Genomic DNA, 12,812 nt, shown 5'->3' on the forward strand with positions numbered 1-12,812 from the left:
AAGGTCTTTTATTATGAAAACATTGCTCCCGACTTCTACGGCTGGCAGCCTGCCTAAGCCGACCTGGCTTGCACAACCTGAAACGCTGTGGTCACCCTGGAAATTACAGGATCAGGAACTCCTGGCGGGTAAACAGGACGCGCTGCGCCTGTCTCTGGATGAGCAGATCCGCGCGGGTATCGATATCGTCAGCGACGGAGAACAGACCCGCCAGCATTTCGTCACCACCTTTATTGAACACCTGAGCGGCGTGGATTTTGAAAATCGCCAGACGGTGCGCATTCGTAACCGCTATGACGCCAGCGTGCCGACCGTGGTATCAGCCGTTGCGCGTCAGAAGCCGGTATTCGTGGACGATGCGAAGTACCTGCGCCAGCTGACGGACAAGCCGATCAAATGGGCCCTGCCCGGGCCGATGACCATGATCGACACCCTTTACGACGCGCACTATAAAAGCCGCGAAAAGCTGGCCTGGGAATTCGCCAAAATCCTCAACCAGGAAGCGCGTGAGTTAGAGGCCGCAGGCGTGGATATTATCCAGTTTGATGAACCGGCATTTAACGTCTTTTTTGACGAGGTGAACGACTGGGGTATCGCCGCGCTGGAACGCGCCGTTGAAGGGCTGAAGTGCGAAACCGCGGTACACATCTGCTATGGCTACGGCATCAAAGCCAATACGGACTGGAAAAAGACGCTCGGCTCAGAGTGGCGCCAGTACGAAGAGGCCTTCCCTAAGCTGCAGACCTCTAGCATCGACATCATCTCCCTGGAGTGCCACAACTCCCGCGTGCCGATGGATCTGCTGGAGCTGATTCGCGGTAAGAAAGTGATGGTCGGCGCGATCGATGTGGCAACCAACGCCGTTGAAACGCCGGAGGAAGTCGCCGATACGCTGCGTAAAGCGCTGCAGTTTGTCGATGCGGACAAGCTTTACCCGTCAACCAACTGCGGTATGGCTCCTCTCTCCCGCGAGGTTGCTAACGGCAAGCTGAGAGCACTCAGCGCTGGCGCAGAAATTATCCGCAAAGAGCTCGGCGCGTAATTGCCTTACGTTTGCCAGTAGAGCGGCGTGCCGAAAAACGCCACGTAATAATCAATCACCGCCCTGACGTTCAGGGGCGGATGACGTGCGTTAGGATAGATCGCCGCAATATTGAGTTGCTCCGTGTTGATGGCGCACGCCATTTCCGGCATAAGGGCGATCAGCTCGCCCCGCAGCAGCCTGTCGCCAATCAGCCAGTCCGGAAACAGGACGATCCCCATCCCACCCAGCGCGGCAATGAGCAGCGACTCCGCATTATTGGACGTCATTAGCGGCGCGACGGGATAATGCACCCAATTCTCCCCTTTGCGACGCACGAGCCAGCGGTTAGGCCCGGACGAACCGCGATAGACCAGACATTTGTGCTGGCTCAGTTCGGTCGGGTCGGCCGGGACGCCGTGCTGACGCAGATACGCGGGCGACGCGGCCAGGTGGTAGCGCTGCTGCCCAAAAACACGGGCGTGGAACGTCGAATCCGTCAGCGTGCCGATGCGGAAAATGAGATCGGCGGCGTCCCGGTGCGGGTCGATAAAGTCATCGGTCAGCGTCAGCTCTATGGTTAACCGTGGATAACGCTCGGCCAGACCTGCCAGTCCGGGCGCAACGTGTCTCTGTCCAAAAAATACCGGCCCATTTATGCGGACCGTGCCGGAGGGTTCGGTCGAACGTTCATCCAGCTCCCGACGCGCCTCTTCGAAGTTATCGACCATCGCCCGGGCATAGCGGATAAACAGATGCCCGCTTTCCGTGGGGATCACCGCCCGGGTATTGCGATAGAACAGCTGCTGGCCGAGCGCGTCCTCAAGCTGATGAACAATGCGCGACACCTGCGAGGCGGATATTCCCTCTCGTCGCGCGACAACGGAAAAGTTCTGCGTTTCATAGACGGCAATAAACAGCAGCAGTGAGCGAAGGTTCATGCTTCCGGCATCTGACATTAATGCATTTCCTGCAAAGGTGTTTCCTGCATTATGGCATTTTTCTCACGGGTCTACCGACGTAATCTTCTTCGCCTGAAAACGGAGGAAGCGTAATGCAGTTTGTTTTGATTTTACTGGTAATTGCCGGCGGAATGGGCCTCTCCGTCGAGGCGGGGCTGCTGGGGCCATTAGGGGGAGAAGTGGGCGATTTATGGGCGACGTTCAGCATTTTTGGCGTCGGCGCCGCGCTGACGTTTCTGCTCATGCTGTTTTTCAGCCCGCGTAACAGCCCGTCGTTTTTCGCCCAGCCCGGCTGGCAGCTGCTCGGCGGCGTGCTTGGCCCTGTTTACGTGGTCATTCTGACGATCGCCACGCCGACCATCGGCATCGCTCTGACAATGATTGGCATTCTGGCCGGTCAGGTTTTTAAAAGCCTGATCATCGATCACTTTGGCCTGCTGGGTACGCCGCACAGGAAGATAAACGCAAAACGTATCGTGGCGCTGGTTTTTATTATTGCGGCACTGGTTCTGGTCGCACAGGGGTGATGATATGACGCTGATAATGATTCTTCTGGCCGTCTGCGGCGGCGCAACGCTGAGCATTCAGGCCGCGATTAACGGGCAGCTCGGCAGCAGCGTGGGCGTTTTCAAGAGCGCGTTTCTGACGTTTTCCGTCGGCGCGCTGGTGACCGCCCTGCTGATTTTCTTCTTTGAGCCTAAGCAGGCGAACACGCTGCTGGACGTGCCGAAATGGCAGCTCCTCGGGGCGATGTTCGGCGTGCCTTACATTGTGATCATGGTCCTTGCGGTGCAGCGCATCGGCACCGCCGTCGCCACGGTGGCGGTGATATTCGGCCAGCTCGCCATGAGTATGCTGATTGATAACTTTGGCTGGCTGGGCAATGCGGCCATTCCCTTTTCGATGAGCCGTCTGGGGGCGGTTGCCTGCCTGGGGATTGCTCTGGCCTTTATATACTCGGGAAGCAAATCCCGCGCCGAAAGCTAAAAAATATTGAGGAACATAAAGTGAACGGAATGACCACAACAGTAGTATGTTCCCCTCTCCCTAACCCTCTCCCCATAGGGGCGAGGGGATTGTTCACTGCTCGCATCATCACTCTTTACGGGTAAAGAACAGCGTCACCGTGGCGACGGTGACGCCCAGCTTCTTCATCTCGGTTTTATTAAACAGATGGGTCTCATCCTGCAAATACATCCAGTCGTCGAAGTTCAGTAGCCAGGTGCTGCCGTTGGCCTTCACGTTCATGCTGTAATGCCAGTTAAAGGCGTTGCCTGCGGCCTGCCCCGTGGCAACCCCTTCAATATCCCCTGCCGTTCCCTCGTAGCGATCGTTCCCCACGCGGCGAATATGCCAGACCCGCTGCTGCTTCTCGCCATCGTCGTAGACAAAGTGCTCATTGAGCGTAAGCGTATCGCCGATAACGTCCCCGGCAATCTCAACGTGGAAACGGCGGATCTGCTTGCCGCTGCGATCCTGCACCATCCCCCACGCTTCGGTTTTGCCCTGAAAGTAGTGGAAGATATCAAGCCGCGGCTGCTGCTGGCGATACTCGGCCACCTCCGTGCTACAGCCCGCCAGCAGCATCGTGAATGCCAGCGCCATCATCAGGATACGTTTCATTTTTGGCCTCCGATTAACTGCTGACGCAGCTCAGGATATTGCGTGCGAGGATCGAGCCAGATGGCCAGAAAACGGGTGCTGAACGCTTCCGACTGGCGCGATCCGAGTGGAATAAAGGATGTTTGCGCCGCTGACGCGCGATACCAGAACTGCCCCTGCTTATCGTTGAGAACAAACGCCAGCTGTGAGCCCGGGCGAACATCCGGCCACAGCGACCGGAGCATCCGCAGCCAGGCTTCGCTTTGCGGCTCCTGCGCCAGGATCCCCTGCGCCTGCCACTGGTCGCGGGTCGCCTCAACCAGTTCATCGCGATCGATGTCGCGCGCATAGGTAATAATCAGCGCCTGATCCTGGTCCCGGCTGTAACGGCCGTCCGGGGTGCGCAGCTGGGAGGTATAGACGGTGAAAGGTCCCCAGGTGAGCGTGGCGTCCCCCACCTTCCGCCAGGCAAGCCAGTCGGCGGCCTGGGCAGCAGGCACAACCACCGTTAGCCAAAGCAGTAAAACCGCAGCTCTCATTTTTGTCTCCCCATCAGCAGGTGGAAAAACAGCATCAACACCAGCCAGCCCGGCGCCATCCAGCTCACGACGATAAAGGTCGGCTCCAGAAACGTAATTCCCCCTAGCCGCTCGCCAAACAGGTAAGCCACCGGCCCCCCCACGGCGGCCAGCAGGGTCAGCAGCCAGCCGGGTAGCGTGGTGGTGCGCGTCAGCTGCGTCCAGACCGTGGCGAACATCAGCCACAGTGCCACCATCCATAACGGCATCAGGGACTCGCCGGTAAAGGCAATCAGCCCGGTCAGGGCCCAGAGCGCGTCCAGCAGGCTGCCCGCCGCAGCCAGCCCAATAGCGTAAAAACGGTATGCAGGCGGCAAGAGCAGGCACGCCAGGATCGCCAGCGCGAGCCAGATAATCAGGCCCTGTTCGCGAAAGAGCACCACCAGCGCCCAGTAAAGATCGAACGCGACGGCCAGCAGGAAGACCTGAAGGTAACGTCTCATACGCGCTCGGCGGTCAGCTGCACCACGCTGATGGTGCGAGCGTTAAACCCGGCTTCGCAGTAGCCGAAGTAGTACAGCCACATGCGGCGGAACCGTTCGTCGAAGCCGAGCTTTTCAATCTCCTGCCAGGCGTGGACAAAGCGCTGCCGCCAGTGGGCCAGCGTGCGGGCGTAGTCGGGGCCCATGTCGAAGAGGTTGCGTACCACGAAATCGGTGTGGCGCGTCATCAGCTCGTTCATCGCGGTTATGCTCGGCAGGAAGCCGCCGGGAAAAATGTAGCGCTGGATAAAATCGACGCTTTTGCTGTAGTCGCGATAGCGCTGGTCCTGAATAGTGATGGCCTGAATCGCCATCCGTCCTCCGGGGCGCAGCCGCGCCTGGCAGGTGCGGAAAAACGTGGGCAGATAGCGTTGCCCGACGGCCTCAATCATCTCTATCGAGACCAGCTTGTCGTACTGTCCGGTGAGGTCGCGATAGTCGCAGAGCAGTACCTCAACGCGATCCTGCAACCCGGCGCGGGCGATCCGCTCGGTCGCCCAGCTATATTGCTCCTGCGACAGCGTGGTGGTGGTTACCCGACAGCCGTAATGACGGGCGGCGTATTCCGCCATCGCGCCCCAGCCGGTGCCAATTTCCAGCAGGTGGTCACCCGGGCTTAGCGCCAGCTGGTCACACAGGCGCGCCATTTTGGCCTGCTGGGCCGCCGTGAGATCCTGCTCATCACCAGTAAACAGCGCGCTGGAATAGAGCAGCTCTTTATCCAGAAAATGGGCATAGAAGGTATTGCCCAGATCGTAATGGGCGGCAATATTTTCGCGCGCCTGCACGCGGGAGTTACGCCGGGTCCAGTGGCGTATCCGCTCCAGCGGCCTGCCGAGCAGACGGAACCCGTTTTCCAGACGGCCAAGCACCTCGCCGTTGAGCGCCAGCAGCTCCAGAAGCGGCGTAAGGTGCGCAGTTTCCCATTCGCCGTCCATCCAGGCTTCTGCCGCAGCAAGGCTCCCGCCCGTTAAGACGCGCCAGTAGACGCCGGGCGTGAGGATCTGCACGTCGGCATGCAGTGCAGAGGACGTCTCGCCAAAATGAAAGGTCTGTGCCCCTTCACGCAGCGTGAGAGAGCCGCCGCGAATGCCGCTTAACAGACGAAACAGCAGCCATCGTGCGATGCGGACGTTGCGCGGAATATCGGGTTCTAACGCAAAGACGGGATCGGTCATGAGCGTTCACTCCTGCTGACGGGGTGGTTATACAGCGGCACGCGCTTGAGCCACAGGCGCAGCGCCTGCCAGTAAATGGCAAAAACGGTTTTCAGGGTCATGAGCGGGATGCGCAGCAACAGCGAGCGCAGCGCGGGGCGCGTCAAAGGCTCCCGGCGCAGCGCGAGCGTGGCGTCAAAGACCTTCGCTTCCTGATGATTTTCAATGTGCATATGCAGCGTGTTATCCGGGTCGTTAAAGCGCCAGTGGTAAATCATGTCCATCGGGTTGAAGGGGGAAACGTGAAACGCTTTTTCCGTGGGCTGCGCATCCTGTCCGTTGACGGCATAGTAATGGCGTTCATTCCACGGCGTGTTGCGGACCTCCGCCAGCACCCATCGCAGCGTTCCCCTCCCGTCGTAGCAGTAGTAAAAGTTGACCGGATTGAAATGAAAGCCAAAATAGCGCAGCTGCGTCAGGAGCATGACCCGCCCGTCCGGGCGTTCTCCGGTCAGGCTCTCCAGCCTGCTGAGCACGTTCTCTTTGAGCGGCGCGCCGAGCGGATAGTCCGCGTCGTGGAACGAGGCGGCGGCAAAGCGATTGCGCCGCACGCCGACGGACGACAGCAGCGGCAGTTCATCGAGATCCAGCCAGGCCATAAAGACGCTGTAGCTGAATTGGTGGGTTTTCGGCTGAAGGCGGCGGTGGCGTAAGACGCCGTGGTAGAGGCAGCTGTTCATCTCAGTTCCCCTCTCCGGCTGCTATCGCATTGACCACGTCCAGCGCGCTGCGCACGCCATCTTCATGAAAGCCGTTGTACCAGTAGGCCCCGCAGTACCAGCTCCGGTTATGACCGTTGATCTCGCCGCGCCGCGCCTGCGCCCTCCAGCTTTGCGGGTTAAACAATGGATGCTCATAGACAAAACGTTGCAGAACGAAGCGTTCATCCACCGGCGCGTCCGGATTGAGGGTGACGCAGAACAGCGGACTGCCCTCAGGCAGCCCCTGCAGGATGTTCATGTTGTAGGTGACGCAGGCGCTGGCCTGTTCTTCCGCGCTCAGGCGGTAGTTCCAGCTGGCCCATGCGCGCTGCCGCACCGGCAGCCAGCGCGGATCGCTGTGTAAAACGACCTCGTTGCGCTGCCAGCCGATATCGCCCAGCACCTCGCGCTCCGCGGGCGTCGGGTCATCAAGCATCGCCAGGGCGCTGGCGGAGTGGCAGGCAAAAATCACCCGATCGAAGGTATGGCTGCCGTTTTCGAGCTGAAGCGTAACCCCGTGCGCGTGGCGGCTCACCCGCTGCACCGGCGCGTTGAGGTGCAGATTCAGACGATCGCCCAGCTTGTCGAGCATGGCGCGGATATACTCCCGCGAGCCGCCCGGCACCACGTACCACTGCGGGCGCTGGGTGATATCCAGCAGCCCGTGGTTCTGGAAGAAACGTAAGAAAAGCGGCAGCGGGAAACGCTTCATCTCCTGCAGCGACGAGGACCAGATGGCGGCCCCCATCGGCAGAATGTAGTGGCGCGCAAAAAACGGCGTGAAGCCGTGCTGTTCCAGAAACGTTTGCAGCGTGGCGTTCGGGTCCACCTCCCCGTCCAGCGCCTGTTTTGCCAGACGATTGAAGCGGACGATCTCCCCGAGCAGCCGCCAGAATGCCGGATTCACCAGGTTTCGACGCTGGGCAAACAGCGACGTCAGGGTGTGTCCGTTGTACTCCAGCCCCGTCGCCGGGTTGTGCACCGAAAAGCTCATCTGTGTTTTTTGCCCGCTGATGCCCAGCTCGCTGAGCAGGCCCATAAAGCGCGGATAGGTGCGATCGTTGTAAACGATAAACCCGGTATCGATCGCGTAGGTACCCTGTGGCGTCGAGACGTCTACCGTTGCGGTATGGCCGCCGGGCGTGGCACCCGCTTCAAACAGGGTCACCTGATGGTGTCCGGCCAGGCGCCAGGCGCAGGTCAGCCCGGCGATGCCGCTGCCGATAATCGCAATGTTCATGAACGCACCATCCTGCGCAGCAGCGCGCGCTGAAGAAACGCAGGCAGCCCGGAGAGCAACCGCAAAATAAAGCCGAACCCGTCAGGAAACGCGATATGCATTTTCCCTGCCGCCAGCCCGGTACGGATCGCCTTGACCGCCTCGTCGACGCTCACCCTGCCCGGCATGGCAAAGTCGTTTTTGCGCGTCAGCGGCGTATCAACAAAGCCCGGGGAGACCACCGTGACGGCAATCCCTTTTGGCTCCCAGTCCAGGCGCAAACTCTCGGCAAACCAGCTCAGGGCCGCTTTGGACGCGCCGTAGGCTTCTGCCCGTGGGAAAGGCAGCCAGTGGGCCATGGAACTCACCAGCACCACGCGGTTGCCAGCCGTCAGCTGCGGCTGCAGCGCGTCAAGACAGTTCACCGGGCCGAGGAAATTTGTCGCCATAACCCGCTCCACCAGCGCCGCATCCACCACGCCTCCATCGAGATATTCGCAGGTACCGGCGCAGAGAATAATCAGATCGGCGTAGCTGCCGGTCAGCGCCTGGCGACAGGCGTCCCTGTCTGTCATATCGAACAGGCGAACGGTGAGATTGGGGCAGGTCTGATGCAGCGCTTCGAGGCGCGCCGGATCGCGTCCGCAGGCAATCACGTGGTAGCCGTCTGCGGCAAAGGATTTCGCCAGCCCGGCACCGATGCCCGAGCTTGCGCCGGTGATCAGCACCGTTTTCATGATTTGACCCTCCGCTTCACGCCGCGTACCGCCCAGCCCAGCAGAGGAAGGTGTTCGTAGATCATCTCTCCCGCATCGTAGTAGTCGCGCTGGTGCATAATGAGATCGTTTTCCGTGTCCACCACCGAACATCCCGGCAGTTCGAGCGGCTCTCCCCCGGCAATGCGCGGATGCGACCAGTGCATTACCCAGGTCACAGCAAACCGGTTCCCGCTGCACAGCGGCGTATCGATCGAAAAACGGCAATGCTCGACGTTGGCCAGAAGATGGGTGAAGTAGCGCTGAAGCGCGAAAATCCCGTTATGCTCGCCAAACGGATCGATAAGCGTGGCATTCGAATGGTAAAGCCCCACCAGCGCGGACGGCGGCTGGCTATCCAGTGCGGCGTAGTACTCAACAAACCGACTCACGACAAAGGGCAAAGTGCTCATGGGTCACATCCTGGCTGTAAACAACGTGGCGTAATCGCATAATTAAAACTTACACAATTAACGTTATTTGTCCAAGTTTGTGGAGATTTATTTTTTATTTTTGCTATATATCAATAATTTAAATTTGTGCAAAATAGTGGTTTTTCAGGCCGGGTAAGGCGTAGCCGCCACCCGGCTTTAACTTTCAGGATATCCTTAAGGCAAACTCCCCGGTCTTCTTCCAGGCTTATCCTTTTTATTCATAAGGATGTCCTCGTGAAACGTTTCTTTCTCTCTCTTTTCTCCAGCCCGGAATCCTTACTGCAGGTGATGAGCCAGCAGGAAATCATTGAAGCCGTCGAAGATGGCGATCGCATCATTATCGACCAGGACGGGAACGCCTCGGTGAACTACAAAAGCAACGAGGTGCGGCAGGATTTTCTGCGTCACGTCAACATGCTGAAGAGGGCCTGATATGGGAACGGCGATATTTATGGTGCTGATGGTATGCGGGTACTGGTACACCAGCCGCGACCTGTCGACCCGCTTTAAAATCAAGCGTTCCTTCGGCTGGGACGTCTATTTTCTTGTGGCGCTGTACGGCTGTATTTTCGTTCTGCAAGGCGTGATTGCCACCGGTCTGCTCTGGCTGCTCCTGCTCGCCCTTTCTGCGGCCAACAACGCTTTTCACTTTGCCTCGCCGAAATATACCGACTGGCAAATCGACTTTATGAACTGGAGCTTTTTAGGCATTCAGGCGCCGGTGGTTGTGATGCTGGCGTTTGCCATCCTGTTTTGCCTCTACCGCTCTAACTGGGCAGGCAGCGCCAGGCTGGACGGTGAAAGCCGGAAAAAGCTCTACAAACGTCTGGCGCAGTCGAGCGGTATTGAACAGCTGCTGTACCAGTGTATGGAGCAAGGGGAACTGGCGCAGGTCACGCTCCGGTCGAGGCGGATTTACGTCGGCATGATCCACACCGCGACGCTGGAATATGAAAAAACGGCCAATATCGTGCTGATCCCGATGTTAAGCGGGTACAGAGATGCGAAGACGATGAACTTTCGCATCGAGAATAACTACAGCAAGTGGTATGCGGAGCATGACATCACGCTCGACTCCGAGCCCCGCAGCGCCATGTCATTCCGGAAGGTGATTTTACTCAATCAGATTGAGAGCCTCTCGCTGTTCGATCCCGCCAGCGCCAGCGCGCTATCGCTGGCACAGCGCGACGAGAGCTCTCGCTCTAAAGAGACATCCCCATAATTCTGAGAATGCTCTGCTGGGAAGCGGTTTCGAAAAGGACGTTCTTAACGCAGAGCATGCCCTGCTTCTGGTAGAACCGGTACGCTCCCGCGTTCTGCTCAAGCACCTCCAGCCAGAGATAGTCTTTCCCCCTGCTCCGGGCCATGTCGGTGATGTTGTTGAACATCACCTGGCCATAGTTCTTGCCGGTCTCGGCGGGATCGAGGTAGAGCTTGTTGAGGAGAACGCCATTCTTGTCCGTTTCCGGGAGCACGGCTTCCCAGGTCACTTTCATGAATCCCACTGGCCGATCGGTCTCAGCAACATACCAGGAAACAGCGTTCTCTTTCAGGCTGTGTTCAAGTACGGAAAGCGCGTACTCGCCGTGCAGAAAATCCTTCATCTCTGCGTCTGACACCCATAGATGCTGAAAATGGGCGGGATAGATTCGGTATCCCAGCTCGCTTAAAATCGTTGAATCGGCCCCGGTGGCCTGTCGAATTCGAAGAGTCATGGACGGTATCCTTGTTAATAACCCGGGTTAACGAACGGCAAATGACAACAATTTTACGGCGTCATTCACCGTTGGGCATTTTGGTAGAGATCCCAGCGGTTGCCGTAAATATCTTCAAACACCACCACCGTACCGTACTCTTCCTCACGAGGTTCTTCGCAGAAATGAACGCCTTTGTCTTTCATGGCACGGTAATCGCGCCAAAAATCATCCGTCTGAAGGAAGAGGAAAACTCTGCCGCCGCATTGATTGCCGATAAAGCTTTCCTGCCTCTCGTTAGAAGCACGAGCCAGCAAAATGTTGCAGTCGCTTTCCGGGTTGGGTGAGACGACCACCCAGCGTTTACCCGGTTGAGGCGTATCTTCTACAAGGGTAAAACCCAGCTTATCCGTGTAGTATTCAATGGCACGATCGTAGTCATCAACCACAATAGCCACGCAGCCAAGGCATCGCTTCTGTGTTCTCATTTTTCGTTTTCCTTTAGCCTAAATGGTTATGCTCAGCGCATTCCCACAGAATACGCGCGCATGAAAATATTTCACAGACTGATAAGTCTGCTAAGTCCGCTCCAGGTTCAGACACACCAAAACGGGTGGGTGAAAAACCTCATCCGATCGCGCTACTCTGCCTCTGATGAAGGGATGATGGGTGATAAAAAACATATGGAAATTATTTTGATGCGGCATGGAGAACCTCAGCACAGAGGTGAGCCAAAAGTGTCGTGCAGGGAAATGGCGGAGTGGATCGACAGCTACAACCTCTCTTCAACGGGCAGCGACAGGCCGCCTGAAATGGCGCAAATCCTCGCGTACCGCGCGCTCACGTTTCTCAGCAGTCCTCTCCCGCGAGCCCTCTCATCGTTAAAAACGCTGGGGTGTGAACCGGGCTTAATTGATGAGGTTTTTCGGGAAGCGGAACTGCCGGTATTTCGTATCCCTGGGTTACGGCTCTCACCTTTTTACTGGGCGGCGCTGTTTCGCGTTCTTTGGCTCTGCGGCCTGTCTGGCGAGGCAGAGTGCGTAAGCGTTGCTAAAAAACGTGCCGCTAAGGCGGCTGAGATCCTCGTGACGGCGGCTAAGGGCTCCGATGGCCCCGTCTTGCTCATGGGGCATGGGATCATCAATCGGTTTATTGCAAAAGAACTGATCGCATCAGGCTGGAAAGAACAGACTCGCACGGGTAAGGGGTACTGGGGAGCGGGTGTTTACAGCGTTGTGTAGCGGCACATGCGGAGCCGAGGGTTTTTAATCCTCGGCGCTCGGGTCATCGGGTCTGGCTAAGAATAATGCGATCGAACAGACGGTCACCCAACCAGACGCGCATGCCGATGAGCATCCTGGCATACTTGCCGGCTGCATAGCGCGTACGCGGATGAGGACTTTTAACGGCGCGGGCAACCACGTCCGCAATCACCTTCGGGTCGCTGCCTCTGCCATTTCCATAAGCATTTTTGACCGAGTTAGCCACGTTCGCTACCAGATGACCGTAAGGGCCACTTGCTGAACGTTTGACAAAATTGCCGCTGACCACATCACCAAAGCCAGTCTCGATTAAACCCGGTTCAACAATCACAACCTTAATGCCAAATTCAGCCACTTCAAGACGCAGACAGTCAGACCATCCTTCGAGCGCATGTTTCGTTGCGTGGTACCAGGCTCCCAGAGGGGTGTAAATCTTCCCTCCTATCGAAGTGATGTTGATAATGTAGCCACTGCGTCTGGCGCGCATGGCCGGGAGCAGCAGTTGCGTAAGGCGGGCTGCGCCAAACACGTTAACCTCAAACTGATAGCGAGCTTCATCAATACCGATCTCTTCTACCGGTCCATAAAGCCCAAAACCCGCATTGTTGACCAGTACGTCAACCCCACCCGTCTGCGACACGATGGTATCCACTGCAGCCAAAATGTCTTCATCACGTGAGATATCCATCCGCAGAGGGCGCGCGCCAAGCTGGGCGAGATCGTTCATTTTCTCAACGCTGCGGGCAGCAGCGTAAACCTGATAGCCATCCTGAATAAGACGACGGGCGATGACTTTGCCCATACCTGACGATGCACCGGTGACCAGCGCGGTTTTCTTGTCCTGAGTAAACATAAATACCTCGGTGAGTAGACTGTCGTTAGTTT

Annotated in this window: 18 protein-coding genes; 6 read left to right on the forward strand and 12 right to left on the reverse strand. The window is 57.7% G+C overall.

What is annotated here, in order from left to right:
• Positions 1–13 precede the first annotated feature (13 nt).
• A complete protein-coding gene (locus P346_RS18925) occupies positions 14–1,042 on the forward strand; it encodes a methionine synthase (protein ID WP_032657289.1) in 1,029 nt (342 codons plus the stop codon).
• Between the two features lie 5 nt (positions 1,043–1,047).
• On the opposite strand, the gene P346_RS18920 is transcribed toward P346_RS18925, so the two are convergent.
• Positions 1,048–1,980, reverse strand: a complete 933-nt coding sequence (locus P346_RS18920) for a LysR family transcriptional regulator (RefSeq protein ID WP_032657291.1) — start codon at positions 1,978–1,980, stop codon at positions 1,048–1,050.
• Positions 1,981–2,075: 95 nt separating this feature from the next.
• Between P346_RS18920 and P346_RS18915 the strand changes: the two genes are divergently transcribed.
• Positions 2,076–2,510 (forward strand): DMT family transporter, encoded by a 435-nt coding sequence (locus P346_RS18915; protein ID WP_032657293.1) that lies wholly within the window; start codon positions 2,076–2,078, stop codon positions 2,508–2,510.
• A 4-nt stretch (positions 2,511–2,514) separates the two neighbouring features.
• Positions 2,515–2,970, forward strand: coding sequence for a DMT family transporter (locus tag P346_RS18910; RefSeq protein WP_032657295.1), 456 nt, complete (start codon positions 2,515–2,517; stop codon positions 2,968–2,970).
• Between the two features lie 108 nt (positions 2,971–3,078).
• Here the strand turns inward: P346_RS18910 and P346_RS18905 are convergent, their stop codons facing one another.
• The 8 genes from P346_RS18905 to P346_RS18870 are packed head-to-tail and all read right to left on the reverse strand — an operon-like array spanning position 3,079 to position 8,950.
• Positions 3,079–3,606, reverse strand: a complete 528-nt coding sequence (locus P346_RS18905; RefSeq protein WP_032657298.1) for a DUF3833 domain-containing protein — start codon at positions 3,604–3,606, stop codon at positions 3,079–3,081.
• On the reverse strand, positions 3,603–4,124 hold the full coding sequence (locus P346_RS18900) for a hypothetical protein (RefSeq protein WP_032657301.1): 522 nt from the start codon (positions 4,122–4,124) through the stop codon (positions 3,603–3,605). The genes P346_RS18905 and P346_RS18900 overlap by 4 nt, the downstream gene beginning before the upstream one ends.
• Positions 4,121–4,606: a DUF2878 domain-containing protein gene (locus P346_RS18895; RefSeq protein ID WP_032657304.1), complete on the reverse strand. Its 486-nt coding sequence runs from the start codon at positions 4,604–4,606 to the stop codon at positions 4,121–4,123. The genes P346_RS18900 and P346_RS18895 overlap by 4 nt, the downstream gene beginning before the upstream one ends.
• Positions 4,603–5,823, reverse strand: a complete 1,221-nt coding sequence (locus tag P346_RS18890; RefSeq protein ID WP_032657307.1) for an SAM-dependent methyltransferase — start codon at positions 5,821–5,823, stop codon at positions 4,603–4,605. The genes P346_RS18895 and P346_RS18890 overlap by 4 nt, the downstream gene beginning before the upstream one ends.
• Positions 5,820–6,542 carry a DUF1365 domain-containing protein gene (locus P346_RS18885; RefSeq protein ID WP_032657310.1) on the reverse strand — a complete coding sequence of 241 codons (723 nt, stop codon included), beginning with the start codon at positions 6,540–6,542 and terminating at the stop codon, positions 5,820–5,822. Before P346_RS18885 ends, P346_RS18890 begins: the two co-directional genes overlap by 4 nt.
• Position 6,543: 1 nt before the next feature.
• Entirely contained in the window at positions 6,544–7,803 is a 1,260-nt protein-coding gene (locus tag P346_RS18880; protein ID WP_032657313.1) for an NAD(P)/FAD-dependent oxidoreductase, read from the reverse strand.
• The gene (locus P346_RS18875) at positions 7,800–8,519 is read right to left on the reverse strand and encodes an SDR family NAD(P)-dependent oxidoreductase (RefSeq protein ID WP_032657315.1); all 720 of its coding nucleotides are present in this window, start codon (positions 8,517–8,519) and stop codon (positions 7,800–7,802) included. Before P346_RS18875 ends, P346_RS18880 begins: the two co-directional genes overlap by 4 nt.
• Positions 8,516–8,950 (reverse strand): nuclear transport factor 2 family protein, encoded by a 435-nt coding sequence (locus P346_RS18870; RefSeq protein ID WP_032657318.1) that lies wholly within the window; start codon positions 8,948–8,950, stop codon positions 8,516–8,518. The genes P346_RS18875 and P346_RS18870 overlap by 4 nt, the downstream gene beginning before the upstream one ends.
• Before the next feature lie 255 nt (positions 8,951–9,205).
• Here P346_RS18870 and P346_RS18865 point away from each other — a divergent pair, with 255 nt between their 5' ends.
• Positions 9,206–9,403 (forward strand): hypothetical protein, encoded by a 198-nt coding sequence (locus P346_RS18865; RefSeq protein ID WP_023311615.1) that lies wholly within the window; start codon positions 9,206–9,208, stop codon positions 9,401–9,403.
• Position 9,404: 1 nt separating this feature from the next.
• Entirely contained in the window at positions 9,405–10,193 is a 789-nt protein-coding gene (locus tag P346_RS18860) for a hypothetical protein (RefSeq protein ID WP_032657321.1), read from the forward strand.
• Here P346_RS18860 and P346_RS18855 read toward each other — a convergent pair.
• Positions 10,174–10,686 (reverse strand): GNAT family N-acetyltransferase, encoded by a 513-nt coding sequence (locus P346_RS18855; protein ID WP_032657324.1) that lies wholly within the window; start codon positions 10,684–10,686, stop codon positions 10,174–10,176. The two genes, P346_RS18860 and P346_RS18855, sit on opposite strands and share 20 nt — an antisense overlap.
• 65 nt (positions 10,687–10,751) lie before the next feature.
• Positions 10,752–11,153 carry a VOC family protein gene (locus tag P346_RS18850; RefSeq protein WP_032657327.1) on the reverse strand — a complete coding sequence of 134 codons (402 nt, stop codon included), beginning with the start codon at positions 11,151–11,153 and terminating at the stop codon, positions 10,752–10,754.
• A gap of 210 nt (positions 11,154–11,363) precedes the next feature.
• Between P346_RS18850 and P346_RS18845 the strand changes: the two genes are divergently transcribed.
• Entirely contained in the window at positions 11,364–11,906 is a 543-nt protein-coding gene (locus P346_RS18845) for a histidine phosphatase family protein (RefSeq protein WP_032658306.1), read from the forward strand.
• 43 nt (positions 11,907–11,949) lie between these two features.
• On the opposite strand, the gene P346_RS18840 is transcribed toward P346_RS18845, so the two are convergent.
• Positions 11,950–12,780 carry an oxidoreductase gene (locus P346_RS18840; RefSeq protein WP_032657329.1) on the reverse strand — a complete coding sequence of 277 codons (831 nt, stop codon included), beginning with the start codon at positions 12,778–12,780 and terminating at the stop codon, positions 11,950–11,952.
• Positions 12,781–12,812: the final 32 nt, after the last annotated feature.

It is taken from the genome of Enterobacter sp. DC1 (assembly GCF_000568075.1).
Taxonomy (GTDB): domain Bacteria; phylum Pseudomonadota; class Gammaproteobacteria; order Enterobacterales; family Enterobacteriaceae; genus Enterobacter; species Enterobacter asburiae.